We start from the raw sequence: 25770 nt of genomic DNA on the forward strand, positions 1-25770 counted from the left end.
TCCAGCAGCCGGCTCTCATTCCGACGTGTCGAGCAGGCGGCCGTGTACGTCGATCTCCCCGTTCCGAATCCGGGTGCTGCTGATTCGCGTGCCGTCTTCCGCGACGACGAACGGCGGCGTGTGGATTTCCAGTGGGTGGAGCCCCGACTCCCGCCGCTGCTGATTGAGTTCGTAGGCGCGGCGTTGCGCCTTTGCCTCCGGCGACGCGACGAGCGCATCCACGTCCGCCCGTGTCGCGGCCGGTCCCTGCGTGTCGTCTAACCGGACGATCTCATACGTGGCGGTGTACGGTTCACCCAGCTGGTCCAACTCGGAAACGAGCGCGGTTCGACGGTCATCGTACGCACCCAGCTGATCGACGTGTGTCGGGTCGCTACGCGTCTCTGTGGCCAGTTCGGGGCTAGTCAGACCAACGATAACGTGGCCATCGCCGCTCCCGTCGTGGCTTGCGGTCTGAAACGCCTTGTGCAGGAGCGCCCGGTGGCCGTTGTGAATCGGTGTGAAGGTCCCGCCGAGGATCGCTGTCCGGTCCGCGTCTGCCATACGCGAATGTCCCACCAGTGTCATATATAACTGCTGTCCGTCGCATGACTCGTCAGCCCCGAGCGTTTCTACCGACAGTAACCCGGTAACACTCGCGTCAGCAGTCATTCAAGTAGTTTCGGCACGTATCGACACTAATGACTGAAGTCACTCCGACACCGGGTATCCACCACGTCACGTGTATCGCGAGCGACCCACAGGAGAATATCGACTTCTGGGTCGAAACGCTCGGGCTCAGGCTCGTCAAGCGCTCGATCAATCAGGACGACCCCAGTACGTACCACTTCTTCTTTGCCGACGCCGAGGGGAATCCGGGGACGAGCATGACGTTCTTCCCGTGGGAGAACCACGCACAGGGAAAAGTCGGCTCCGGTCAGGTCTCACGCACCGCGTTCCGCGTTCCCGAAGGGAGCCTCGACTACTGGGAGGACCGCTTCGACGAGTACGGCGTCGACTACGACGACCGCGTCGAGCGCTTCGGCGAGACTGTCCTTCCGTTCCGCGACCCGGACGGGCTGCCGATCGAACTGGTCGAAGTCGAGATCGCCGACGACGACCCGACCAAGCCGTGGACGGAGTTCGTCCCTGAAGACGCTGCGATCCGCGGCTTCCACTCCGTGACGCTGTGGCTGGCTGACCCCGAACCGACGGAGGAACTGCTCCAGACGATGGGCTTAGAAGAAGTCGGTACCGAGCAGGCACAGGGCGACACGCCCGGCGACGAGCGGACTCGCTTCGCCGCGACGGGGACCGTCGGGAAGTACGTCGACGTGTTGCCGACTATCGAAGGTGGTCGCCAGGGCCACGGCACGGTCCATCACGTCGCCTTCCAGACGCCAACCGACGAGGACCAGCAGTCGATGCGCGAGGCCGTTCGCGGTGCGGGGCTGCGCCCCACGTCACAGATCGACCGCCATTGGTTCCGCTCGGTCTACTTCCGGGAATTCGGCGGTGTGCTGTTCGAACTCGCTACAAGCGGCCCCGGCTACGACAGCGACGAACCGCTTGATGACCTCGGTGGCCGGCTGGTGCTGCCCGGGAAGTTCGAGGGTCGGCGCGAGGAAATCGAAGCGGGGCTCACGGACGTGACGATTCCCCGGCCAGAGGCCGCCGAAGCCGCCGACTAACGCTACCGAATCGATCGGTATCCGTTTCATTCTTCCTGTTAGCCTGCGAGTAAATATGCGTGCCCGGGATGTCCATTGTTATATGTCCACAGAGGGCCAGGAGTACGTTATCGCGCCGTGGGGGGAGAGTGAGTGTGAGACGACCGACGTGATGGTCGACCTGCCGTCGCGGGACATTGCGGCGCAACTGGAAGTCCCGACAGGCGTGCTGGACCGCATCGCACAGCTCAGCGACGAGCACGACATCCCGGTGACGCAGGCGCTCGGGGAGCGACTGGAGATCAACCGAGCGCGGGTATCGCTCTGTGCCGCAAAGTCGGTCGACGACGTGGCCGCCGTCCAGCAGCACCTCACTGACGCCCGCGAGTACCTCTCCGGTGTCGAGGCGCTCGATACGGCCGATCTCGAAGCCGATATCGAGCATCTCTGGACCAACGAACTCGGCGGCGCGTAACCTCGTCGGTGAGGTGGGTGACGGAGTGAGAGCGGCTATTGTGCCCATAGATGCGTAGAAAGTCGGTTTATCGGCAACGCGGGATAACTGGTAATGAATGATAGTTGAGAGACGGTACACTACGTGGGAGAAGACCCATTCCCTCTTTTTAACGGGTCAGCGTCTCATTTTCAGGTTTGCTCTCAATTCTTTACCGTCGGCTTGGAGTTTACAGTAACTTTAATTTACTGAGTGTTTCACCTGTCCTCGTGGTAATATCATGAACGATGATAGACGACTGTGGATCATAGCTGCAGTGTCGGTACTCCTGATATTCAGCGGGAGCGGGCTCGCATGGACGGTACAGACAGACGGTGGTTCCGTGGAGGTTCGCGACGTGACGTTCTCCGGAACCAACGGAACGATGATGAGCGGGACGCTGTACATCCCTGAAGAAGCGAGTAGCGCTTCCCCACAACCGGGGGTGTTGGCCGTCCACGGGTACATCAATTCGAAAGAGACGCAATCGCCGTTCGCGATCGAGTACGCACGGCGTGGTTTCGTCGTGCTCGCTATCGACCAGACCGGCCACGGCTACTCGGACCCGCCAGCGTTCAAGAACGGCTATGGTGGCCCTGACAGCCTCGAATACCTTCGGTCGCTGGACTACGTCGACAACAAAAACATCGGGCTCGAAGGGCACTCGATGGGTGGCTGGACCGTCGTCACGGCGGCCGCGGCCCACCCGGACGGGTACGAATCGATGGTCATCGAAGGCTCCTCGACGGGGTCGAACCGCGCCCCCAAAGGCACTGACTCGTTCCCGCGGAACTTCGCCGTCGTGTTCAGCGAATACGACGAGTTCTCCCCGCTGATGTGGGGGACGGCGAGTGCTTCCGACGTTGAACAGAGCGGAAAACTCCAGACGGTGTTCGGGACGGACAGCGCCGTCGAGGAGGGGCGTACTTACGGCAGCGTCGAGGACGGGACCGCACGGCGACTGTACACGCCGGCGACGACCCATCCCGGCGACCACTTCTCGACCACGGCCATCGGCGCGTCCATCCAATGGCTCCAGCTAACGCTCGAAGGCGAAGACGAGATGGACCCCAGCAATCAGGTCTGGTACTGGAAATCGCTGGGGACCTTTATCGCCCTCATCGGCGGTGTGCTGTCACTGTTCCCGGCCGGCGGGCTGCTCATCGAACGAGTATCGACTGACAGGCTCCGGCGGGAGTATCCTGATGGGAAGGGGATGACCGGCGCCAAGCGGTACGCGGCGTCGCTCCTCGCAGCGGCCATTCCGATTGTGACGTACTTTCCGTTGCAGGACATCGCACCGTCGATCATCGGGCTCAGTTGGCTGTTCCCACAGCAGATCAACAACGGCGTGATCGTCTGGGCGCTGGGTAACACAGTCATCACGGCGGTGCTGTTCGCGGTGTGGCATTACACGAGCAACGCCGATGACCCGTCCGTGTCGCTGGCGAACTACGGTCTCGATACGGGCGACGGCGCGCGGACAGTCGGCGTCTCGGTACTGGCCGGCGTCGCGACCGTCGCCGTGCTGTACCTGCTTGAGGCCGTCGTGGCGTTCCTGTTCCAGACGGACTTCCGTATCTGGGTGTTCGCCATCAAACTCCTGTCCCCGGCGCAGTTCCGGATTAGCTTCTCGTATCTCCTGCCGCTGTTTGCCTTCTTCGTCGTTCTCGGCGCGCTCCTGCACGGCCAGCTCCGTCCCGAGGACGAGTCCCGGTCGCTTCGCCGTGCGATGGCGACGAACTGGCTCATCGTCGTCGGTGGGTTCGTCGTGCTACTGGCGATTCAGTACATTCCGCTGCTGACCGGCCAGCCCCTGCCGCTTGGTCACCCACTGTTGACGATTCTGGCGCTGCAGTTCGTTGCCCTGCTCAGCATCGTGGCCTTCGTTAGTACCTACTTCTTCAGAAAGACAGGTCGGGTCTGGGTTGGCGCGACGATCAACGCCGTCCTCGTGACGTGGGTCATCGTCGCCGGAACGGCGACGCAGTTCCCCGTCTAAACCCGACGTTCACTTCTCTATTCGCTCTTGATGACGGTCGTGTTTCGACCGTTACGACGTACAGCCGAAACCCGATCGCGGCTCAGTCGTCGCTCATGACGCCTTCCGCGACGGCCATGTCCTCGACCGTGGGGTCATCCTCGGACCTTCGGAGGACGAACCGCTTGCGGATCAGGTCGGCCGCGTAGATGGCCGTCCCGAGGATAATGAGCGTGTCACCGGGAAGTCGCGCCCAGAACAGCGTCTGGACGAGCGGCTGGTTGTAGAACGCCACGCTCCGGGCCGCGGCGTAGCTGCCGGTGAACGCCGCCTCCAGCTGGAGGAAGCCTACGGGCAGGACGGAGACGAACACCATCAGTGCGAGGCCGACGTTCCAGCACCAGAACGCTGCCCGGAGCCAGGACCCGTCCCAGCGACCGGGTTTGATGGCGAGCTGGAGCATGTAGGTGACCATCCCCAGCGCGAGGAAGCCAAAGGCCCCGAACATCGCGGCGTGGGCGTGGCCGACCGTGAGGTAGGTACCGTGCTCGTAGTAGTTGATCAGCGGGAGGTTGATGAAGAACCCGAGCACGCCGGCCCCGACGAAGTTCCAGACCCCGCTGGCGATGATGAACATGAACGGGAGCTTGTAGGGGAACCCGCCGGTCTCGGACATCGTCCGGTACTGGCCCAGCGCCTCGTAGAGGATGAACACCAGCGGGAGCAGTTCCAGCGTCGAGAACACGCTCCCGATGGGGACCCACATGTCGGGCATGCCGACCCACCAGTAGTGGTGGGAGACGCCGATGACACCTGTACTCATCACCAGCAATGCCTGGAGCATGACCGCCTTCTCGGCACTACGGCGGCTGAGCAGGTTCATCGACACCAGCGTCAGCCCGATGATGGCGACGATGAAGAACTCGAAGGCCCCTTCGACCCACATGTGGACGACCCACCAGCGCCAGAACTCCGTGACGGCGATGTTGGTCTCGGGAGTAAAGAAGAACCCCGCGGTAAACAGCAGGGCAATGGAGCCGCCGGCGTACAGGATCATGTGTGCGAGACCGAACACCGGCTCGCGGTCCAGCAGCGGCTTCAGGCCTCGAATCGAGAGGACGGCCCACAGGCCGAAGCCGACGAACAGCCCGACCTGCCAGAGCTTCCCGACTTCGAGGTACTCCAGGCCCTCGTTGCCGACGATCCACCAGAGATCACCCAAGTAACCATGCGAGCCAAGCCAGATACCGCCGAGACCGCCGACGGTGACGACGACGATAGCTCCAAGGAGGATGTTGATGTACGTCGACTGGCGCTTGGGCTCGTGGCCGGTCAGCAGCGGTGGGAGGAACAGTCCCGCTCCGAGCCACGTCGCGGCAATCCAGAGAATGCCCAGGTCGATGTGCCAGGTCTTCGCTATGGCAAAGGGCAGTAGCTGGAGGATTGGGACGCCGAATATTTCCTCGACGCCGAAGAAGCCGGCCCGTTCGATGTAGAAGTGGGCGAGCAGCCCACCGAGTAACACCTGTGCGAGGAACAACCCGGCAGCGACCGGGATGAACCGCAAGGCGGCCCGCTGGCTGGGGAAGATGCTCACGTCGCCCGGCCCGGGAACTGAGAGGGAGTCTGCGGAGGGTTCCGGGAGACTGACGGACTGGTACAGCCAGATGCCGCCACCGGCGGCGGCGACGAGGAGGACCATCGCGATGACGCTCCAGGTCATCGCGGCACCGGTCGCGTCGTTACCGGCGGCCGGCTCGTACGGCCAGTCGTTCGTGTATGAGTGGTCGCCGCCCGGCCGGTCGGTGTGGGAGAACCACGCCGTCCACATGGCGAAGTCGGCGAACTGGCGGGCGTCGGCTTCGGAGTCGATCATCCCCTCGGGGACGCCCCGTTCGTGGCTCCCTTCGTGATATCGTTCGACGTATTCCTGACGGACCTGCTGGTGGGCGTACAGCTCTGCGGCGGAGTACTCGATGTTTCCGCCCTCGTACTCTCCACTGAGGTCCTGTTTCACGTCGTCATCGACGGCGGCCTGTTCGGCCGTCGACAGCGATTCGTACTCGGTCCCGTAGCGCTCCTCGGCGTAGTAGGTGCGCATGTGCTGGGTTTTCAACTCCAGCGCGTCGGCGGTGTAGTCCGCGCCGTAGTACGCACCGTTCCCGAGAATCGACCCGTGGTTCATCAGTCCGTTCTTCTGGAACGTCTTCTTGCCCTCACGGATGTCCTCACCCGTGACGAGCGTCTCGCCGTCGGGTCCGACAACCTGCTCGGGGATGGGTGGTGCTTCCTGGTACGCGATCCACGCGCCAGCCCCCATGACGACGAGGTTGAAGACGAACGCGGCGGCGATCACCTTCGCGATTGTTTTGCGTTTGAGCTCCATGTGGTTGGACCTCCAGCACCCCAAAATAAGAAGGGGATAAGACGTTCCCAGTCGCTGGCGACGGGGGAGAACATGTTCGCCCTGATAGGGACCGGTGGTCTCCTGTCTCTGGATTCGGCGTGAGACGTGGCGGGGTATCACAAGGTAGATTACGACCTGCCCCTCCCTCTCTGATATGCGCCGTCGCCACTTCGTCCAGACGCTCGGGGTGTCAGCACTGGTCGGGAGCGCGGGCTGTACCGGGCAGTCGGACGACACAGCATCGACTTTCGACGTGTCGAGCCCCGCGTTCAGTTCCGGAGACGAGCTTCCGGCCCGGTTCACCTGTGGCGGCGATGGCGTGTCGCCGCCCTTCGTCATCGAGCGCGTCCCGGAGCCGACGGCAGCGCTTGCCGTCACAGCCGAGTACGACGGTGGCGTGTTCAGCCAGCCGGTGTTCTGGACGCTGTGGAACGTCCCCCCGGAGACGGAGCGGATTCCGGCCGGACTCCCTCGCAAGCCGACCCTCGATACGCTCGGCGGCGCTCGACAGGGAACACAGCCCCCCAACGAGCCGGGGTATGAACCGCCGTGTCCACCAGCCGGACAGCCCTATGAACATCGGTTTCAGGTGTACGCACTCGGCGAGAAACTCTCTATCGAAGGTGGAACCGAGCAGGAAGAAGCGTCAGAGACCATCGCGAACGCACTCATCGCAAGCACCCGTATCACCGTTGACTACACCCACCCGGTTGAGACCGACAGCTAACGGGTGGTACCGGACACGATCGGGTCCAGCGCACTGTCTGAACGACTGCTCATCTAGCGCTGTCTGCTGTTCGTACGGTTCTTGAGTGGCACCGCTCGCTGTGACTGGCCGTCTCGTCGCACGCGGTGTGTCGTTACTTATGGCAATGTTTCACAATACCATTAAACCTATATACTGATGTGCTATACCATATCATGTATGGCGTCCGCACCGAGTAGTGACGATATGTTCGACGAGTTCCTCTCCCAGCGTGGCCACGACGTGGACCAGAGTGGTTGGGAAGAGAGCTATAACAAGAAGCAGTGCCCTGATTGCGGCGGTCTTCACGAGTCGACAGCGGCACAGTGCTCGGTGTGTGGCTGGACACCGGTACGGTAAGGATACTCCGCTTTTCGGTCTTCCACCTTTCATCCGGGAGCGACAGTACCGACCTGCAGAACCGGCAGTTCACTCTCTGCGGACTGTGTCCCGCTACGTCTGTTGTCGGGACAGCAGCAGCACAGACAGCCGGGACTGTATCACGTTATGCACAAAGGAAATGGGGAGTCGCTACGTGGCCAGCCGACGGTTGGGGGGTGATCTGTCGGCGGGCCGACCGGTTCGTAACCGACGATTGGGGGGTGGTGTGTCGGTGGACTGACCGGTCTGTGGTGGTTACAGCGCATCGAGCGACGCATGGAGGAACAGCCCGAGCGCGAGATGTTGGTACGCGGACGTCGCAATCTGCTCCTTTGCAGCCGCGTCGTCCGCGATTCCGTACTGCTTCGTCTGAACGAGTTCGTGCATCTGGAGCGTGCCATCCGCTTCTAACTCGTGCAGCCGGGGATACACTGTCCCCGGACTCAGTTCGGCACCGAACTGGGCTTCCAGTTCCTCCATCAGTCCGGTCCCGTGGGTGCCACCATCGGCGACTGCGATCATCGCCAGTAGGATCTCTTCCAGACTCTGTGTGACCAGGCCGTCATCGACTGCGGTCTCGCCGTCGACGACGTCGTCAATGACCGGATCCAACAGCGACTCCGTGATGGCGTCACGACTGGGTGGGTCATGCGATTCCGGGCGCTCTGTCTCGCCGAGAGGGGTCACTTGCTCGTCGGCGTTCTGGCCCTGCAGCTTGCCCGTCGTCACGCGACGGAGGTTGTCTCCGGACATCGTCTCACCTGAACGCAATCCGCAGTGAGTGCTACAGTGGCTATCATCATATAAACGGGGCAGTGTTTTCTGAGCGTGAAACCACCACAGTGCTCGAAAACGCTTATATAATACGACGCGAATCTTGGGGTAGTGGCTGAGGAACAGAGCATCGAGGAGATTCTCGATACGATCGGCGACCAGCACGCGCGCCGTGTGCTCGCCGCAATCAGTCGAGAGCCGCAGTCGGCGAAGGAACTCGCAGAGGAGTGCGACCTCTCGTTGCCGACGGTGTATCGACGTATCGAACTGCTCGACGAGTACGACCTCATCACCGACCGGACGCTCGTCGCCGAGGACGGAAACCACTACAAGGTGTACGAGTCCAACTTCGAGTCGACGGTCATCTCGCTTGAGGACGAGGAGTACAAAGTACGCATCTATCGGGAGGAGAACCTCCCAGACAGGTTCAGTCAGCTCTGGGACGAGCTGAACCCGGAATGAGCGTGCCGACCAGTGAACGGGTGACCGCATGACGACTGGCGTGACTATCGCACGTAGCGCGCTCATCCTGATGCGGATGGTGGTGTTCGGGCTGACGCTCGGTATCACCTTGATTAGCTTCCAGGCCTACCGAAAACGCCCGTCAGAACGACTCCAGTACGCGTTCGTCGGCTTTGCATTCATCAGTATGGGCGTCGCTATTTCCAGCGTCATCACGCAACTGAGCGCCGGCGAGACCGGGGCCCTCGTTCGCGTTTTCTTCCAGATGTCGGAGACGATCCCGTTCATCATCGGGTTCGCGATGCTGTACGTGTCGCTGTACCGATGAGAAAACCGTTCGGGTGCGCCCGTCAGTTGTCGCCTCGGTAAAGCACGTTGTTTATTTGGCCGCGGTCCCACTACATGTTCAATGACTGATTCGACCACCGAGGTTGTCCGCCTGTTCGGTGGGCCCGGTAGCGGGAAGACGACGGCGCTACTCGACCGCGTCGACGAACTGCTGGAAGACGACGACGTCGATTTCCGTGACGTACTGGTAGTCTCGTACACGCGTGCGGCGGCCGCCGAAATCCGTGAGCGACTCGCGGACCGACTCGGTCTGTCCCCTCGTGCGCTCCGCGGGAACGTCTGTACGATGCACGCGAAGGCATACGAACTCCTGAACCTCTCTCGCGGTGATGTCGTGGGTGAGGACGACAAGGAGGCCTTTTGCGAGGAGTTCGGCATCGAGTACGAGGACGAGTACGAAGGGTCCCGACGTCGGTCGGCCCGTTCGACCACCATCGGGAACAAGATTATCGCGACGAGCCAGTGGCTCCAGCGGACCCGCCGCGACGTGGCCGACTGGTACGACGTTCCGTTCAAGTGGGACGACGAGGAGGTCCGACTGCCGCCGGAGATTGACGACAACGCACAGACCGGCAACAAGTATACGCCGACCTGGCCGACCGACGATGACCGCATCGATGTGCCCAGCGCCATTCGCGGCTGGCGCACGTACAAAGGCGAGAACGACCTGACCGGCTTCGCCGACATGCTCGAACGGGTCGCCCAGCGCTCGCTGCTCCCCAACGTCGACTACCTCATCATCGACGAGTTTCAGGACATCACGACGCTGCAGTACGACGTGTACGACGAGTGGAAGCCCCACATGGAACGGGTCCTCATCGCCGGCGACGACGACCAGGTCGTCTATGCCTGGCAGGGCGCTGACCCCGACCTCCTGCTCGAGGAAGTCGTCACTCAGGACGAGGTTCTGCCGAACTCTTACCGGCTCCCCTCGCGCATCCTGAACGTCGTCAACCGCGAGGTTCGCCACATCGAGAAACGTCAGGAGAAAGACCTCAATCCGCGCAAAGAGGGCGGCCGCGTCGAGGCGGTCCAGAACCCCTCGATGTTCGACCTCTCCCGGAACGTCACGCGGACCATCGAGCAGTCCGACGAGACGGTGATGGTGCTGTTCCGGGCCCGCTACCAGATGTTCCAGTTCATCGACGAGTTTATCGACAACGGGATTCCGTTCTCCTGTCTCACCGACCAGCGGATGTGGACCGACCGGCTCACCCAGTACGTCAACGGGCTCGAAGCTGTCGAAGCTGACGAACCGCTCACGGTGCTCGAAGCACGCCGTCTCGCGGATATGCTCGTCGACTCTGCTTTCGGCACGGGCGAACGCGATGAACTCTTCGATGCGCTCGAAGAGATCGACGAGTCCCACGAGGACGAAGACATCGCCGATATCGAAATCGAACCCGACGTGGTTCAGGAGCACGTCCCGTTCCTCCCTGACGCGGCCTCTGCGGGCGACATGCTCCGGAAGGTGACTAACTTCCAGGAGCGGACCGTCGACGCGTACTTCACCGGCGACTACACCGGGATGGACGCCGACCGCGTCCGCGTGGGGACCATCCACTCCGCCAAGGGTCGCGAGGCCGACCACGTGTTCGTCGCGACCGACCTCACCGAGAAGGTCGTCGAGCAGATGGCCGCCACGGTCGACCAGCAGGGTATCGAGGTCCCTGGTATGGACGAGTTCACGAAACACACCAGTCCCATCCCGACGCTGACCGACAACGAACGGCGCGTGTTCTACGTCGGGATGTCCCGGGCCCGCGAACGGCTTGTTCTGCTTGAGAACCTCGTCGACGGCGCGCCGACGCTCCCAATCGACGTGTTGCTGGAAAACGAGCCGAGCGACCGCTCCATCGAGCAACTGCTCGACGACGCCAGCGAGACCCTCGCGGCCGACTGACGCAGGCGATTTCCTTACTCGTCGATTGTTCCGCCTTCTAGGTAGTATCTCGTCTTGTCACGCGTCGACTGGGCGATTTTGGTAAACGTGACAACACGCTGTTCGCCGTCGGTCTCGTCGTGCTCGACGTGGAGTTCTAGCCCCTGCTCGCGGAAGTACGACAGCAGGTCGTCGATTATTTTCGGGTCGCCACGAACGGTGTGCGTTTCGCCGACCGGGTCACCCCTGTCTACCGTCCGTATCGTTTCGACCGCAGGCTGGAGGATAACCTCGCCAAGGGCCTGTGCTCGCTCGCGGACGGCCGCTGCCGATTCGCCGCGCTCGACGGCCTGAAAGGCCTCCCGCATGATGCGTGTGAAGACGAAGTCTCGCCCGTAGTCGAATGGCAGTTCGAACGCGTGCTCGAGGTCGGCCCGGTGGATAGCGCTCGTCGTGTATTTCAAGGCCGTTTCCCCGTCTGTCGATTTCAGGACCACCCCCTCCCGCCCGCGAGCGTTCAGATCATCGATTCGCTCGCGCGCGGCGTCGACGGCTGCCGTCGGCGTGAACGTCCCGTAGTGGTCGACACTGTTGAGGCCGTACGTCGCACACTGGTCGAGTCGACGCTCCACACCCATCGGCGTCCCGCTCTCGCGGTGGCGGACCCCGAACACGTAGAACCCGATCTCACCGATCTCGCTGTAGGCGTGGTCGGTGTATGGATTCTCCGGCCCGACGAGTTCGCCACACAGCATCTGCTCGGGGTGCTCGTCGAAGAACGCCTCGGTGTCGAGTAATGCTTCGACCTTTCGCGTAGTGTACGGACAAATGAACCCGCTCCGGGTGAACGCCAGAAGGTCGCCGTCGATCCGTGCAACTCTGACGTTGTAGCCGTTGAGTTTCTCCTCGATGGCGACGGGACCGTCGAATGTCTCCCGAATCGCCGGTTCGAGGACGAGCGCACGCGGCATCGACGGATAGCCACGAACGACCACGTCTCCGACGAGCGCCGTTCCGCGTTCGATGCCGTGGCGCTCGTCGCTGAGATGCCGATACCGCTGTCCACGGAACCACTCGGTATCGAAGTGTTCCAGCAGGTCCTCGGAGTCGGTGTCGACATCGAACAGCGACCCCCAGTCTCTCGACATATGTGATTCTTGTTGACATGCCACTAAAATACTGCTGGCGCGTATCACTACCGTACCTGTCAGAGAACATTAGTGGCAGGCTATCGTAGCGTCAGTATGGTCGACCGCCCGCTCAAACAACGGTTCGTCCTCGACACGTCGCTGTTTCTCACCCCGGAGATCAGAGGCGACGACGAGGATCTGGAGGCGGCCTGTCTGGATCTGCTCGACCTCATTTCGGAGGCGAAACTGGTCCACAACATTTCCTGTTACATGCCCCCGTCAATTCAGGCCGAGCTGACGACGATGCTCGAAGACCGGGCAATCAGCGACGAGGTGCTGACGAAACTGGACACGTGGGTCATCACGAAGTCCCCGGCCCACCACGAGGTGCGGATTCCGGCGGATCTGGTGTACGAGTTCATCGACGAGATGTCCGAGCGGGTCGACCGTGGCCTGCGCGTCTCGGAGAAAGCCGTCCGGAAGGCCGAGGAGTCGCGGGCCGAAACGGTCGAGGAACACGATCACATGACGGAAGTGGACAAGGTCATCTCGGACTTGCGCGACGAGTACCGGGACACGCTCCGGCAGGGTGTGCTCGATTCCCGCGAGGACTTCGACCTCCTGATACTCGCACAGGAACTGGAGGCCGGCGTTGTCACGGAGGACCAGGGCATCATCAACTGGGCGGAGGACTTCGGACTGCGGTATCTCAAGGGCCGGAACTTCCCGCCGCTGCTCCGGGAGTACCTCGCTGCGGGCGACCCGGACCGCTGGCGCGACGAGACTTAGTCGTCCTCGCCGCCGTCCGGTGGCTTCCCGCCAGGGAGCGCGCTGCGCGCTCGGCCGGCGATTGCACCGGGAATGTCCGTCGGGGAGGGAGCCACCCATTCGATGACCAGTAAGGCGACGGCTAACCCCAGAAACACCGCGCCGATCGCCGGCTGGCCGCGAGCGATGTTGTCGACGCCGAGGAGGGTGACTCGCGCGGCGAGTACGACCGCGACCATCAGCTCGATTGTCCCGATGAGTCCCCGTGCCATCGGCCGTCGTAGGCGGTGACTAAACAAAAGCATCGCGCCTGCGTGACGACTACGTCCGCACCAGTGTCGAGGGACATACGTTCAAGTCGCTACCGGCTGAAGGTCGCTGGTATGCAAATCGGTATCGTCTCTGACACGCACGACAACGCGTCACAGGTCGAGGCCGCAGTTGAGACGTTCGCTGACGCGGGCTGTGAGACGGTCATCCACTGTGGCGACTTCGTCGCCCCGTTCTCCGTGACTCCGTTCGACGGCGACTGGTCGTTCTACGCCGTGCGCGGCAACAACGACGGTGAATGGGCGGTCCAATCTACCGTGGAGGACTTTGGGACGTACTTCGGCGAGATGGGCGAGGTAACGATCGACGGGCACGCCGTCGCGGTGTATCACGGGACTAGCGGAGAGATCGTCGACGCGCTGGTCGAATGTGGGAACTACGACTACGTGTTTCACGGCCACACCCATGAACGCGGGCACGAGGAGCGCGCGGGCACGGTACGAATCAACCCCGGCGGCATCTCGATTCCGCCGGCCCCCGAGCCGTTCTCGGTCGCGACACTCTCGACGGAGACCGGCGAGGTCGAATTCCACGAACTGGGGTGAGAATCAGTCGTCGGCGTGACTGTCGACGCGCTGTGGGCTGCCGTCGTGTTCGACGAGTCCCCGGCCGACGCCGAGGGCTTCGTCGGTCCGGCGAATACTCTTCTCGGCGCTTGCAGTCCGCTCCGAGAGCGCGCGAACGGCGTCGATGTTCTCCGGCACGACATCGGCTTCCTGGTGGATCGCCTGGAACAGGTAGAGGTCCCGTCGCTCAACGGTGATGGATTCGGCCCAGATGCAGTTCTCCCACACGTCACCGCGCGGGCGACCGGCGTCGCGGGTGTACTCCTTGAGCTTCCCCGCGCCGTCGATGCCGAGCGTCTCCGGGATGAGGAACAGCCGCGACTCGTCGGTCAGCAGCGACGTGACTTCCTCTGTGGTGGGTTCGCTTTCCAGCGTCACGTTGACGCTGTGAGTGTGCATCTGTGTCGTTGGGACCTTCATCCCCATCGTGTCGATGTCGAGGTCGGGAAAAATAGTCTGGACGTCGGGACCGTGGTGGGAGGGGATTTCGACGGGGTCAGGGAGTGTATCGTTGATCGGGCCACGACCGGTCTGGCCCGGATCGGCACCGCGCCGCACCAGTGTCACACGCGATTTTTCAACCCCGTATGATTCCCTGAGCGGTGCGAGCAGGCGTGACAGGCCTGTTGTATTACAGGAGACGACGCGAGCCGTGTCAGCCCCGACTGCCTTCTCGTAGTTGGCGCGGGCATTGAAGCTCACATCTGCCACATCGGCGTCCTCCCCACCCTGGAAGATGGCTGGCGTGTCGTGCTCGGCATATAACGGCGCGTTGGCCGCGCCGACGCCACTCGGCGTGGTGTCGACGACCACGTCGCTCGTTTCAATGAGGTCATGGACTGTCCCGGCCGTCGCGAGATCGGCTTCATCGAACGGTTCGCGGCCGTCCGCGGCGTAGAGGTCGTAGCCGCGGTCGTCTGCGATAGTTGCCTCGAAGTTCGGCGAGCGCTTTGCAACGCCCGCGACTGTCATATCTGGCTGGACACGCACCGCGTCAGCGACGCGTTTCCCGATGGTGCCGAAGCCGTTGATGCCCACGTGGAGCATACACGTCCATATCTCCGGGGAGAGTATATTCTTTGTGATTAATTTACGGAGAAATTAACTCAGATAGTTGTACCTCTGGATATTGTGAACTTTTAGCACGAACTACCAGAAAACACTGAGATGTCGCGTGTTTCGCCGGCCTGTGCCGGCAGTCTATCAAGAGTTATTCAGGCGGAGTACGCAGTCAGTTGTATGGACAACTCGTCGCTTCGTGCGCCCGCCGAGACCGCTGTCAAACAGTGCCTGAATCTCCAGTCCGACGAATCGTGTGCGGTCATCACTGACGACCAGCGGAAATCGATCGGCGAGGCGCTGTATCGTGTCGCCGCCGAGATCACCGACGACTCCGTCTTCGTGCGCTACCCGCCGGGCGAGCAACATGGCGCGGAGCCGCCCGCACCGGTCGCCGGCGCGATGGAAACCGCCGATGTCGTGCTCGCGCCGACGACCAAGAGCCTGAGCCACACTGAGGCCCGCACTGACGCTAACGAGGCCGGCGCTCGCGTTGCGACCCTGCCCGGCATCAGCGAGGGCGTGTTCCTCATGGGGTTAGACGCTGACTACCACCGTATCGAACAGCACTGCGAGGACGTGCTGGCACAGGTCGAAGACGCCGAGGAGATCCGGGTCACGTCGCCACAGGGGACCGACATCACGTTCGGTATCGGTGCCCGCGAGTGGCACATGGACACCGGCATTGTCCACGAGGCCGGCAAGATGTCGAATCTCCCTGCCGGCGAGGTGTTCCTCGCCCCCGAGACGGCCGACGGAAGGTTCGTCGTCGACGGGACGATGCGCCCCCACGGCAAACTCGACGGGAAGCAACTCACCTTCGAGGTCGAGGACGGCTACGTCACGGACATCGACGACCCCGACATCCGTGCGCAGGTCGAGGACGCGGCTGATGAGGTCGGTCGGGACGCATACAACCTCGCGGAGCTGGGTATCGGAACGAACGTCGCCGTCACCGAACTCGTCGGCTCCGTTCTCTTGGACGAGAAGGCCGGCGGCACTGTTCACATCGCTATCGGCGACGACCACGCGATGGGCGGCGATGTCCACGCGCCGATTCATCTGGACGGGATTCTGACGGAACCGACCGTGTATGCGGACGGGGAGGTCGTAGACCTCCCAAAACCGAGCGGTGAATGAAATGAACCGCGAGATGGGCGAGGAAGTGGAACTTCCTCGGGTAGAGTGAACGAGGCCAAAACGGATTTCCAACACACAGGACTGAGTGCGTAAGCAGCCCACACCGGCAGCCTCCACTATCTGCGTACGTATTCTTCTCTCACAGCGTATCCGACGATGAGCACCGCCCAAGCGAACGACCCGACGAGGACGAGGTCGAACGACACCGGGTAGCCGAGGTTCCACGCGAGCACCAGCCCGTGTACTGCACTCATGAATGCCATCGTTGCGACCGTGATGGTGGCCGCCACCTGTGGCACGTCCGGCGGGTCGAAGCGGAACGCTCCCTTCAGCACGAGAAGAGTCGCGAGCATCAGTGCCGGCATGAGGGCGACACCGACCGGTTTCGAGACGTAGGTATCGGGCGTGCCCGACGCAGAGAAGTGAATCGCGACTTCGGCTGGGAGGTGTGACCAGACTGTGAGACCAGCCATGGTTGTCAGGCCGACGATGACACCGCTTACGATGTCAGCACGGTCCGGTTGGCGGGCCATACCTATCGTTTGGTCCGACAATTCAAGAAGGGAAGCGTGACCGTGCGAGTGAGAACCACGAGCAGCGCCGTGGCGACGACCATTTAGGGGAGCGCAGTCAACGGCTGCATATGACAGACGCTACACCGGGCGACCGCATCGCCCTCCCGTGTCCGGCCTGTTCGCCGGACCTGGAAACGGTTCACGAGGTGCTGAAGCCGGGCGGCCACGTGACGGTTCGCTGTACGGACTGCGACCATGTCCACAAGGAACAACTGCCAGAAGATGAGACGCTACAGCGTAGTGTCGTCGTCTCACAGGATGGGGACTCCTTCACCGCAGAGGTCGACGTGCCGGCTGAGGAAGAACTGTCCGTCGGCGAGGAGTTCCTGCTTGAGACCGACGAAGCGGTTGTGACTGCGCGCATCACCAGCTTAGAGACCGCTGACGGCCGCGAGGACGAGGCGGCCGCCGAGGATGTCGAGACCATTTGGTCGCGGGCCGTCGGCAACGTTTCGGTCAACGTCACGATGCACCCGAAAGACGGGACCCACGACGAGACCGAGAGCTTCAAACTCCACGTTCCCGGCGACTACGAGTTCGTCGTCGGCGAGACCGAGGAGTTCGGCGAGGAAGAGTTCACCGTCGAGGGGATCCACGTCCGCGATGACGCCCACGGCTACGACCACGAGAACATGGATCACGACGGAGACATGGGCATCGCGAAGGACATCAACCGGTTGTACGTCAGAGACGAGTCGACCACGGCGTGGTCGGCCTGGTAGGATGGCCGACTGGGGCCGGCAGCGGTCGCGGCTGTCCGACCGTCTGCGAGAGCGGGTCGCCGACGAGGACGTTCTCGCGGCGATAGCGTCGGTTCCACGCCATCAGTTCGTTCCGGACGACAAGCGACACGACGCCTACGCCGACCGCCCGCTCCCGATCGGATCGGGCCAGACAATTTCTGCGCCGCACATGGTCGCAATCATGGCCGAGGTTCTCGACTTGTCCACGGGCGACCGCGTGCTGGAGGTGGGAACCGGCTGTGGCTACCACGCTGCGGTGACTGCCGAACTGGTCGGCCCCGGGAACGTCTACAGTGTAGAGTACCACGCATCGCTCGCCGACGACGCACGGGAAACGCTGGAAGCGACCGGCTACGGCGACATCTCTGTTCGGGTCGGCGACGGCAAGGAGGGGTGGCCAGAACACGCCCCCTACGACCGGACGTATCTGACCTGTGCCGCGCCGGAGTTCCCCGCCCCGCTCGTCGAACAGACCCGCGAAGACGGTGTTCTGCTGGCCCCAATTGGGGACGGACAACAGCGCCTCATCCGTGCGGAGAAACAGGCTGACGGCACGCTCGATAGCGAGGACCACGGTGGCGTCCGGTTCGTCCCGCTCCAGTAGGGTTTTCGACAGACACGGCCGTTGTCGCGCCATTGATATAGCTCTGGCCGAATGTAGTGGTATGGACCCGGCGGTACTGCGGGACGACATGGTCGACAGCCTGCAACACGAGAGCAAGGGTGTCGTCCGGAGCGCGTGGCTGTCGACAGCGATGCGTGCCGTCCCCCGGGAGGCCTTCGTCGGCGAGCAACAGGCCTACTCAGACCGTCCATTTGAACGCCTCGGCACGCGTGTGCTCTCGCCCAGTACCGCCGGCCGCGTACTCGAAACTCTGTCACCAGAAGAAGACGACAACGTGCTCGTGGTCGGAGCCGGCGTCGGCTACACGGCCGCCGTGTTGGCAGAACAGGTCGGCGCAGCGAACGTTCATGCGATAGATATCACGCGTCGCCTCGTCATCGAAGCCCGCCAGAACCTGGCAGAAGCAGGCTATGACGCCGTCCTCGTGGACCGCCGTGACGGGGCTGACGGACTCCCGGAGTACGCACCGTACGACCGCATTCTTCTCGAAGCCGCCGCGATTGACCCACCCAGGGCGCTCCTCCAGCAACTGACCGATGACGGCCGACTGGTGATGCCGCTTGGCACCGGCGAGCAGTCACTGGCTGTCGTGGAGGCCGACGGTTCGGTCAAGCGACACGGCACTGTCGCGTTCCAGCCGATGCTCGTCGAGGGTGAACAGGCTGACACTGTCGAGCGCAACCGGACCCACCGTGAAGACCGCGAGCGTGCCCGCCAGGCGGCTCAGTCCCGCGCGGGATGGGAGCAGGAGTGGATTGACTGGGACGGCTAGGGCGACTCGACGACAAGCAGGTCGGTGTTCGAGCGAGCGTCTTCGTAGTTGCTCCCAGCCGGTGGTTTCACCTCGAAAGTGACGGTGCCGTCCTGTTGATTCGGTCCGAGCGACGGCGACAGTGAGAGGGTCACGTTCCCTGCGCTACCCGTCTCGCCGGTTGTAACCGACGAGAGCGTTGCTGTCCCACTTTTCGCGACCACTGTTGCACCGGACACGGGTGACCCCTTTGAGTCGACGACGGTGACGACTACGTCCTGTGTCCCCGGGTTAGCCACTTCCGGGTGCGGCTCAACATCGACCTCTGTCACTTGTAGCGTCTCGATTCCGGAGATGGTGCTCATCATGACGGAGAGGCAGGCGACACCGACCACCAGCGCAATAACGAGACGAATCGGTAGGCCCTCGATAGCACGTTCGTCGTGCCACAGCGAATCTGACATGGACAGGCGTGGGTCCGAGCTCGTATTTGAACCCTCGTGCGGACGTTCAAGTAGCGGAACGAGTCAACCGCCGGTATGGTCGTTATCGGACGAGAGGGGGCGACGGGGACGACGGTTCGGCTGGGTCACTATCGGGCCCGCGACGGGAGCCGCGGCGCTGCGGTCGATTTCGATGTCGACCGGCCACACGTTGGTCTCGTCGTCGGGAAACGCGGGTCGGGGAAGACGTACACGGTCGGCGTCCTCGCCGAAGGATTGCTGGCTGCCGAAGGGGTCGCGCCGGTCATCGTCGACCCGATGGGGGCGTTCACGCCGCTGGATACTGCGGACGTGTCTGCAACGGTGGTCGACCCCAGCGTTCGCGCGGGCGCGCTTGACCCACGCCAGTGGTGTACGGTGCTCGGCCTCGACCCGGAACGGGGCGCGGGAGCGCTCGTGTGGCGAGCAGCGAGCGAGCGTGCGACTCTCGACGGGATGCGCTCGTGGGTGGCCGATGCGGATGTGGCGGCGAGCACCGCCCGCGCGGCGACGAATCATCTCGCACTCGCCGAGTCCTGGGGCGTCTTCGAGCCTTCGGGTATCGAGACTGAGACGCTGTGCAGCGATTGCCTGACCGTGCTCGACGTGTCGGGGCTCGATTCGCGGCCAGCCGGTGCGGTTCTCGCCGCTGTCGCGACCACGCTGTACGACGCTCGGATAGCCGAACAGACGAATCGGCTGCCCTGGCTGCTGGTCGACGAAGCCCACGCGTTCACCGACGGCGTCGCCCGGCGTCCGCTCCGCCGGCTCGTCACTCGGGGCCGCCAGCCCGGTGTGAGTTGTGTGCTGGCGACACAGCGACCCAGCGCCGTGGCAGCGACAACCGCTTCCCAAACTGACCTGCTCGTCGCCCACCGACTGACGAGCGCGGCTGACATCGACGCACTACAGGCCGCCCAGCCGACGTATCTCGACGGCGACTTCGCGGCCCGGCTCCCGGAGACGACTGGTGACGCGCTCATCGTCGATGACAGCACTGAATCCGTCCATCACGTGACCGTCCGTGAGCGGCGGACGCCCCACGGCGGCGAGACGCCGCGGGCAAGCGACTCCGGAGCAGACAGGGGGCACGAAGCTCGTGCGGGGGGTTCTGAAATCCGATGACCCGGCAGGAATCAAACGATTTGTACGATGCCCCAGGCCAACCCGATCCCAGCCAGCGCACAGACGAGATTTCCGACAGCGTTGAGCGCGGCCAAGGCCACATAGCCGTCCTCCCACAGTCGGACTGTCTCGACCGAAAACGACGAAAACGTCGTGAACGAGCCGCACGCACCGACACCGACAAGCAACGCTGCGTCACCAGTCACACCGGCGAACGTCACCAGTCCCAGAACAAAGCTTCCGACAGCGTTCACTGTGAGCGTCCCGAGCGGGAACGTCTCCCGCTGGACAGCCCCCGCCAGATAGTGGCGACAGAGTGCGCCGATAGCGCCACCGGTGCCGACCAGATGCGCCGGCTCGACAGCGACCATCAGCGCTCACCTCCGGCGAACAGCCGAACGACTTCACGGCCGACAAGGACGCCGGCAAAACCCAGAGCGTAGCTTCCGATGATGTTCGCAACAGCCCACTCGGGCGTTAGAACCGTCTCCACCGCGAACGTGCTGTAGGTGGTAAACGACGAGATAAAGCCGGTCGAAGCGGCCAGCTTCGTCTCGCTGGCCAGCGCACCGACCTGCAGCCCTTCGTACACGAGCACGCCGAGTGCGAAACTGCCACAGGCATTTACCAACAGCGTCCCCTGTAATCCCGGAACAAAGAGGCCGACGAAGTACCGGAGGTTCGAACCGGCGAACCCCCCGAGGCCGACGAGGACGATAGTTTCGACCGTTACCAGCGGGTGGGTGTCTGTCATCCTTACTCCCCGAGTATCTCCGCCAGCCGTGCTTCACCGAGCGTGTCAACGAGTTGCGCGAGTTCGATAACCCGCTCTTCGCCGAGCGTCTCGACGAGTTCACGGATCTCTGCTGGGTCGAACGTCCGTGCGACGTAGCCGAGGTTCTCTACCATTCGCGTCGTCCGGTCCAGCGTCTCTTCATCAGGGCGCAACGTCAACGGCCGATTAGTGAACTTGCCGTTTTCATTGAAGTAGCAGAAGCGTAACTCGGCAGTGTCGCTATCATCCGGGTCGACGATCTGCAAAACACCGTACCCACTGTCCCACTCGTCCAGTTCGACCTCAAGCAGCGTTTCGTAACGAGTCATACGATCTGATTCCAAATACACCGACTTATAGATTGGCATACTGCAATCAGAAACAAGCGACAAAAGTTACGTCTCACAACAAAAAAGCAATTCTGCCGAAACGGACTGCGTTGCCTCGCCAATAGCGTCGTACCGGAATAATATTGGTACAGGTGTTATTCCGGAATCGAGTGTCGGCTTATCGACTGTCTGCTGTATCCCATCGTTCGAGTCTCCCGAGTCGGCCCATCAGAGAGACGCAAGTGGCTAAAATGGTTTTCGGCAATGAAATTATTTTTATATCCGCTCCGACTACGGCAGAGCAATGCCAGAGTCAAAACAAGGATCTAGTGTCGCTCGTTTCGATGTCACCAATATCGGTGGGATCGACGAGACTTCAGTCGAGATTCCACCGGGTGTGACGGTGCTGACGGGGAAGAATGCCACAAACCGAACGTCGTTTCTGCAGTCTATTATGGCGGCGATGGGGAGTACGCAGGCCACGCTGAAAGGCGACGCCGATGAGGGGAGTGTTACCCTCACTTACCGGGACGCGGTATACGAACGGACGCTCACGCGAGCGGGAGACGCCGTTCAGTTTGACGGTGATGGGTACCTTGACGACCCTGCGGTCGCCGACCTGTTCGCGTTCCTCCTCGAAACCAACGAGGCGCGCCGGTCCGTTGCTCGTGGCGACGATCTCCGCGAAATCATCATGCGGCCGGTCGACATCGACGCGATCCGCTCGGAAGTCGAACAGCTGGAAGCGGAGAAAGGCGAGATCAACGACGAACTCGCCACGGTCGAGTCCCGCCAGCGCGACCTCCCGGACCTCGAACAGCGCCGGACCGAACTCCGCGAACAGATCGAGGAGAAACGCGAGGAACTGGCCGATCGAGAGGAGGAGATAGACAACAGCAGCCGGGATATCGAGGAGAGCCGTCAGGAACAGGATATCCTCGAAGAGAAACTCGACGAACTCCGCTCGACGCGGTCGGATCTCGAATCCGTCCGGCGGGATATCGAGGCACAGGAAGAGAGCATCTCCTCGCTAAAACGCGAGCGGTCCGACCTCGAAGACGAACTGGACGAACTGCCGGAGACGCCGATGGGCGACCAGCAGCACCTCGAAGACGAGATCGCAAGCCTGCGCGACCAGCGCCAGCGGCTGAACAGCGAGATATCAGATCTCCAGAGCCTCATCCAGTACAACGAGGAACGGCTCGAAGAGGAAGACTACGATGTCATCCAGTCGCTCGAAGACGCGCCCGAGGGCTCTGACGGCGCGGTAACAGAGCAACTCCTCGAAGGTGAAAACGGGGAATCCGTCGTCTGCTGGACGTGTGGCTCGACGGTCGACCGCGAGCAGATCGAAGACACTGTTGACCGCCTGCAGGACCTCCGTCAGCAGAAGGTCGAGGATCTCAACGATATCAAGTCGGAACTCGACGATCTCAAGACCGACCAGCGCGAGGCCGAAAAGAAACAGCGCCGCCGCGAGGACGTCGAACGGAAAATCCAGGAGACGGAGACGGAGATCGAACGCCGCGAAGCGCAGATCACTTCCCTGAAAGACCGGCGCGAGGAACTGACTGATGATGTCGAATCTCTGGAAGACGAGGTCGACAACCTCGAATCCGAGGACTTCGACGAAATCCTCTCGCTACACCGGGAGGCGAATCAGCTCGAATTCGAGATCGACAGCCTGGAATCTGACCTTGACGACGTGTCTGCCGAGATCGAGGAGATAGAGGAGCTGGTCAATCGGGCCGACGACCTCCGTGAGGAGCGCGACGCCCTTGTCGAGGAACTCACTGACAAGCGGACGAAGATCGACCAGATAGAGGCGAACGCTGTCGACCAGTTCAACGAGCACATGGACGCCATCCTCGGTATTCTGGAGTACGAGAACCTCGAACGCATCTGGATCGAGCGCGTCGAGCAGACCGTCCGCGAAGGACGCCAGAAGGTCGACCGAACGGTGTTCGAGCTACACATCGTCCGGACCACCGAGAACGGTGCGGCGTACGAGGACACCATCGAGCACCTCAGCGAGAGCGAGCGCGAGGTGACTGGCCTCATTTTCGCCCTTGCGGGCTATCTGGTGCATGACCTCCACGAAAGCGTTCCGTTCATGCTGCTCGACTCGCTGGAAGCTATCGACTCGGCACGAATCGCCGAGCTCGTCGAGTACTTCGCTGACTACGCCGAGCATCTCGTCGTCGCCCTCTTGCCGGAGGACGCCCAGGCGCTCGACGACGACTTCAACCGCATCACTTCGATCTAACCCCGTAGTCTTTTAGTTCCGGTTACCGTACGTGGGAACAACAGATGGCGAATACGACAGACGGCCGGCCGTCGAGCAAGGTCGCTCGACTCATCGACGAGTACGAACTCGATGGACTTGGTGCGGAGATGGAGGCTCGCTGGACGGGTGACGGTGAAAAGCGTATGAGTCTCCGTGACCTCGCGGAGTTTTTCAACAAGCGCCTCCTCGAACGCGAGCTGGTCGATGCAGGCCTGAGCGCCCTCGAAAGCGATGTGGAATCGACCTACGAGAACCTCACCGGCGACGACATCAGCACAGGCGTTCGGACTGACACCGTCAATCGACTCGAACGCAACGGTGTCGACGTCGACAGTCTCGAAACCGATTTCATTACCTATCAGGCCATCCGGTCGTATCTGAAGGAATGGCGCGGCGCGGAGTATCAGGGGCTATCCGACGACGAGAAGATAGAAAAGGATCTCGAAAGCATTCAGCGGCTCCTGACCCGAACGCTGTCGGTAACTGACCAGCGAATCGAGAAACTGCGGGATACGAGCCGTATCGACATCGAGGACTTCGAGGTATTTCTGGACGCACAGGTGCTGTGCCAGTCCTGTGGTAGTCAGTACGCCGTCGCGGAGTTCTTCGACCAGGGCGGCTGTGAGTGCCAGCAGGATTGAATCGCCGCTCTGACTCCATCTGACTGTCCCGAGAAGGATACTGTGTCGGAAGATGTAGAAACAATCGAAAACAGTTGTGAAGCGCAACAAAGCAAGCAATATAGCTGCGACAGCCGCCCGTAGAAATAGAACCGAACTGTTGTCTCGGGGATCTGCCGCCGCAGTTGCCTATTGAGTCACACAGGGCTGAAGGCGTCGGGGGGCATTATAACGGATATGCACCCAGCCGAGCTCCGAGCGTCGATTCCGGCACTCGAACGGTGTACGTACTTCAACACGGGGGCAAGCGGGCCGACACCGCGCCCTGTGGTCGACGCTGCGACGGCGTTTCTCGAACACCATGCCTTCGATGCACCTGCGGATGAGGGACCGTATACGGCTGCGTGGGACGCTATCGCGGCGGCCCGCGAAGTTGTCGCCAGCCACATCGGGACCGACGCCGCTAACGTCGCGTTCACCCGCAGCACCGCCGATGGGGTCAACATGGTCGCCGGGGCTATCGACTGGCAGCCCGGTGACGTGGTCGTCCGGACTGATCTTGAACATCCTGCCGGCATGCTCCCGTGGAACCGACTGGCCGACACCCACGATGTCGAAGTCCGCGTACTGGAAACCGAGGGTGGTCGGCTCGACATGGCTGACGTGAAAGACGCCGTGGCCGACGCCAGACTGGTGGCGCTGAGTTCCCTTTCTTGGACCCACGGGACTAACCTCCCGGTTTCGGATGTCGTCGATGTAGCCCACGACGCCGGCGCACAGGTACTCGTCGACGCCGTCCAGTCCGTCGGGCAACACCCGGTCGATGTGACCGAATGGGGCGCGGACTTCGTGGCCGCGGCGGGGCACAAGTGGCTGCTGGGCGTCTGGGGTGGCGGGTTCCTCTATGTCGACCCGGACGCGTATGACCGACTGCACCAGACCCGCATTGGCTACCGGAGCGTCGAAGACCCTGGTGCTGACGGGTACACATACTGCGAAGGCGCGCGCCGCTTCGAGGTCGGAACTACCTCGCCGGTCCCCTACGTCGCACTCGCGAACGCCATCGAAACGGTCGAGGCCGTCGGCTTCGACACGATCCAGCCTCGTGTCGAACGGCTGACCGACCGCCTCAAAGACGGGCTCGGCGACCGACTGCTGAGTCCCCGCGACTACGAGTCTGGACTCGTGACGTTCACTGCCGACGACCCCGAGGCGACCGTCGAGCGACTCGCGGCTGACGGTATCATCATCAGATCACTCCCCCCCCCCGAGGCGCTCCGGGCGTCGGTCCACGTGTTCAATACAGCCGACGACATCGACCGCCTGCTCGACGCGCTATAGCG

General features: G+C 62.4%; 29 protein-coding genes. 18 read left to right on the top strand and 11 right to left on the bottom strand.

The window, feature by feature from the left end; translation table 11 throughout:
- Positions 1-15: 15 nt before the first annotated feature.
- Positions 16-543 (bottom strand): phosphopantetheine adenylyltransferase, encoded by a 528-nt coding sequence (locus C443_RS14495; RefSeq protein ID WP_049944075.1) that lies wholly within the window; start codon positions 541-543, stop codon positions 16-18.
- A gap of 137 nt (positions 544-680) precedes the next feature.
- On the opposite strand from C443_RS14495, the gene C443_RS14500 reads away from it, so the two are divergent.
- The 3 genes from C443_RS14500 (at position 681) to C443_RS14510 (ending at position 4144) form a co-directional block, all read left to right on the top strand.
- A complete protein-coding gene (locus C443_RS14500; RefSeq protein ID WP_005537293.1) occupies positions 681-1670 on the top strand; it encodes a ring-cleaving dioxygenase in 990 nt (329 codons plus the stop codon).
- Between the two features lie 82 nt (positions 1671-1752).
- Positions 1753-2124, top strand: coding sequence for a hypothetical protein (locus C443_RS14505; RefSeq protein WP_005537294.1), 372 nt, complete (start codon positions 1753-1755; stop codon positions 2122-2124).
- A gap of 259 nt (positions 2125-2383) precedes the next feature.
- Positions 2384-4144: an alpha/beta hydrolase family protein gene (locus C443_RS14510; protein WP_005537296.1), complete on the top strand. Its 1761-nt coding sequence runs from the start codon at positions 2384-2386 to the stop codon at positions 4142-4144.
- A gap of 82 nt (positions 4145-4226) precedes the next feature.
- Here C443_RS14510 and C443_RS14515 read toward each other — a convergent pair whose 3' ends face one another.
- Positions 4227-6509: a nitric-oxide reductase large subunit gene (locus C443_RS14515; protein ID WP_005537298.1), complete on the bottom strand. Its 2283-nt coding sequence runs from the start codon at positions 6507-6509 to the stop codon at positions 4227-4229.
- Between the two features lie 175 nt (positions 6510-6684).
- Between C443_RS14515 and C443_RS14520 the strand changes: the two genes are divergently transcribed.
- Entirely contained in the window at positions 6685-7257 is a 573-nt protein-coding gene (locus C443_RS14520; protein ID WP_005537299.1) for a YbhB/YbcL family Raf kinase inhibitor-like protein, read from the top strand.
- A gap of 198 nt (positions 7258-7455) precedes the next feature.
- Positions 7456-7635, top strand: coding sequence for an HVO_0416 family zinc finger protein (locus C443_RS20855; protein ID WP_004515335.1), 180 nt, complete (start codon positions 7456-7458; stop codon positions 7633-7635).
- A gap of 276 nt (positions 7636-7911) precedes the next feature.
- Here the strand turns inward: C443_RS20855 and C443_RS14525 are convergent, their stop codons facing one another.
- Positions 7912-8409: a PadR family transcriptional regulator gene (locus C443_RS14525; RefSeq protein WP_005537300.1), complete on the bottom strand. Its 498-nt coding sequence runs from the start codon at positions 8407-8409 to the stop codon at positions 7912-7914.
- Positions 8410-8541: 132 nt separating this feature from the next.
- Between C443_RS14525 and C443_RS14530 the strand changes: the two genes are divergently transcribed.
- The 3 genes from C443_RS14530 (at position 8542) to C443_RS14540 (ending at position 11143) form a co-directional block, all read left to right on the top strand.
- Entirely contained in the window at positions 8542-8892 is a 351-nt protein-coding gene (locus C443_RS14530; RefSeq protein WP_004958928.1) for an ArsR/SmtB family transcription factor, read from the top strand.
- Positions 8893-8920: 28 nt separating this feature from the next.
- Positions 8921-9220 carry a DUF7521 family protein gene (locus C443_RS14535; protein ID WP_004590842.1) on the top strand — a complete coding sequence of 100 codons (300 nt, stop codon included), beginning with the start codon at positions 8921-8923 and terminating at the stop codon, positions 9218-9220.
- Positions 9221-9301: 81 nt separating this feature from the next.
- Entirely contained in the window at positions 9302-11143 is a 1842-nt protein-coding gene (locus tag C443_RS14540) for a UvrD-helicase domain-containing protein (RefSeq protein WP_005537302.1), read from the top strand.
- A 14-nt stretch (positions 11144-11157) separates the two neighbouring features.
- On the opposite strand, the gene C443_RS14545 is transcribed toward C443_RS14540, so the two are convergent.
- Positions 11158-12270, bottom strand: a complete 1113-nt coding sequence (locus C443_RS14545; RefSeq protein ID WP_005537303.1) for an RNA ligase — start codon at positions 12268-12270, stop codon at positions 11158-11160.
- A gap of 96 nt (positions 12271-12366) precedes the next feature.
- Between C443_RS14545 and C443_RS14550 the strand changes: the two genes are divergently transcribed.
- On the top strand, positions 12367-13041 hold the full coding sequence (locus tag C443_RS14550) for an RNA ligase partner protein (RefSeq protein WP_005537304.1): 675 nt from the start codon (positions 12367-12369) through the stop codon (positions 13039-13041).
- On the opposite strand, the gene C443_RS14555 is transcribed toward C443_RS14550, so the two are convergent.
- Positions 13038-13292: a DUF7533 family protein gene (locus tag C443_RS14555; RefSeq protein ID WP_005537305.1), complete on the bottom strand. Its 255-nt coding sequence runs from the start codon at positions 13290-13292 to the stop codon at positions 13038-13040. The two genes, C443_RS14550 and C443_RS14555, sit on opposite strands and share 4 nt — an antisense overlap.
- A 111-nt stretch (positions 13293-13403) precedes the next feature.
- Here C443_RS14555 and C443_RS14560 point away from each other — a divergent pair, with 111 nt between their 5' ends.
- Positions 13404-13895: a metallophosphoesterase gene (locus C443_RS14560; protein ID WP_005537306.1), complete on the top strand. Its 492-nt coding sequence runs from the start codon at positions 13404-13406 to the stop codon at positions 13893-13895.
- Between the two features lie 3 nt (positions 13896-13898).
- Here C443_RS14560 and C443_RS14565 read toward each other — a convergent pair whose 3' ends face one another.
- On the bottom strand, positions 13899-14963 hold the full coding sequence (locus C443_RS14565; RefSeq protein ID WP_005537307.1) for a type II glyceraldehyde-3-phosphate dehydrogenase: 1065 nt from the start codon (positions 14961-14963) through the stop codon (positions 13899-13901).
- Positions 14964-15155: 192 nt separating this feature from the next.
- Here C443_RS14565 and C443_RS14570 point away from each other — a divergent pair, with 192 nt between their 5' ends.
- Positions 15156-16115: an aminopeptidase gene (locus C443_RS14570; protein WP_005537308.1), complete on the top strand. Its 960-nt coding sequence runs from the start codon at positions 15156-15158 to the stop codon at positions 16113-16115.
- A gap of 116 nt (positions 16116-16231) precedes the next feature.
- Here C443_RS14570 and C443_RS14575 read toward each other — a convergent pair whose 3' ends face one another.
- The gene (locus tag C443_RS14575; RefSeq protein ID WP_005537309.1) at positions 16232-16648 is read right to left on the bottom strand and encodes a DUF1648 domain-containing protein; all 417 of its coding nucleotides are present in this window, start codon (positions 16646-16648) and stop codon (positions 16232-16234) included.
- A gap of 110 nt (positions 16649-16758) precedes the next feature.
- On the opposite strand from C443_RS14575, the gene C443_RS14580 reads away from it, so the two are divergent.
- From C443_RS14580 to C443_RS14590, 3 genes are all read left to right on the top strand, one after another.
- Positions 16759-17412, top strand: a complete 654-nt coding sequence (locus C443_RS14580) for an HVO_0476 family zinc finger protein (RefSeq protein ID WP_005537310.1) — start codon at positions 16759-16761, stop codon at positions 17410-17412.
- Between the two features lies 1 nt (position 17413).
- A complete protein-coding gene (locus tag C443_RS14585) occupies positions 17414-18037 on the top strand; it encodes a protein-L-isoaspartate(D-aspartate) O-methyltransferase (protein WP_005537312.1) in 624 nt (207 codons plus the stop codon).
- 61 nt (positions 18038-18098) lie between these two features.
- Entirely contained in the window at positions 18099-18830 is a 732-nt protein-coding gene (locus C443_RS14590; RefSeq protein WP_005537314.1) for a protein-L-isoaspartate O-methyltransferase family protein, read from the top strand.
- Here C443_RS14590 and C443_RS14595 read toward each other — a convergent pair.
- Complete coding sequence (locus C443_RS14595) at positions 18827-19273, bottom strand: DUF7382 domain-containing protein (protein WP_005537315.1); 447 nt, start codon at positions 19271-19273, stop codon at positions 18827-18829. The two genes, C443_RS14590 and C443_RS14595, sit on opposite strands and share 4 nt — an antisense overlap.
- Before the next feature lie 75 nt (positions 19274-19348).
- Here C443_RS14595 and C443_RS14600 point away from each other — a divergent pair, with 75 nt between their 5' ends.
- Positions 19349-20416: an ATP-binding protein gene (locus C443_RS14600; RefSeq protein WP_005537316.1), complete on the top strand. Its 1068-nt coding sequence runs from the start codon at positions 19349-19351 to the stop codon at positions 20414-20416.
- Between the two features lie 11 nt (positions 20417-20427).
- Here the strand turns inward: C443_RS14600 and crcB are convergent, their stop codons facing one another.
- The 3 genes from crcB to C443_RS14615 are packed head-to-tail and all read right to left on the bottom strand — an operon-like array spanning position 20428 to position 21520.
- The gene (gene crcB / locus C443_RS14605) at positions 20428-20787 is read right to left on the bottom strand and encodes a fluoride efflux transporter CrcB (protein WP_005537317.1); all 360 of its coding nucleotides are present in this window, start codon (positions 20785-20787) and stop codon (positions 20428-20430) included.
- Entirely contained in the window at positions 20787-21170 is a 384-nt protein-coding gene (locus C443_RS14610) for a fluoride efflux transporter FluC (protein ID WP_005537318.1), read from the bottom strand. The genes crcB and C443_RS14610 overlap by 1 nt, the downstream gene beginning before the upstream one ends.
- A gap of 2 nt (positions 21171-21172) precedes the next feature.
- Positions 21173-21520, bottom strand: a complete 348-nt coding sequence (locus C443_RS14615; protein ID WP_005537319.1) for a hypothetical protein — start codon at positions 21518-21520, stop codon at positions 21173-21175.
- Between the two features lie 304 nt (positions 21521-21824).
- Between C443_RS14615 and C443_RS14620 the strand changes: the two genes are divergently transcribed.
- From C443_RS14620 to C443_RS14630, 3 genes are all read left to right on the top strand, one after another.
- Complete coding sequence (locus C443_RS14620; RefSeq protein WP_005537320.1) at positions 21825-23786, top strand: archaea-specific SMC-related protein; 1962 nt, start codon at positions 21825-21827, stop codon at positions 23784-23786.
- A 44-nt stretch (positions 23787-23830) separates the two neighbouring features.
- Positions 23831-24448 carry a rod-determining factor RdfA gene (gene rdfA / locus C443_RS14625; RefSeq protein WP_005537322.1) on the top strand — a complete coding sequence of 206 codons (618 nt, stop codon included), beginning with the start codon at positions 23831-23833 and terminating at the stop codon, positions 24446-24448.
- A gap of 216 nt (positions 24449-24664) precedes the next feature.
- Positions 24665-25768 carry an aminotransferase class V-fold PLP-dependent enzyme gene (locus C443_RS14630; protein ID WP_005537324.1) on the top strand — a complete coding sequence of 368 codons (1104 nt, stop codon included), beginning with the start codon at positions 24665-24667 and terminating at the stop codon, positions 25766-25768.
- The last annotated feature ends 2 nt before the right edge of the window (positions 25769-25770 follow it).

It is taken from the genome of Haloarcula argentinensis DSM 12282 (assembly GCA_000336895.1).
In the GTDB taxonomy this organism is placed as follows: domain Archaea; phylum Halobacteriota; class Halobacteria; order Halobacteriales; family Haloarculaceae; genus Haloarcula; species Haloarcula argentinensis.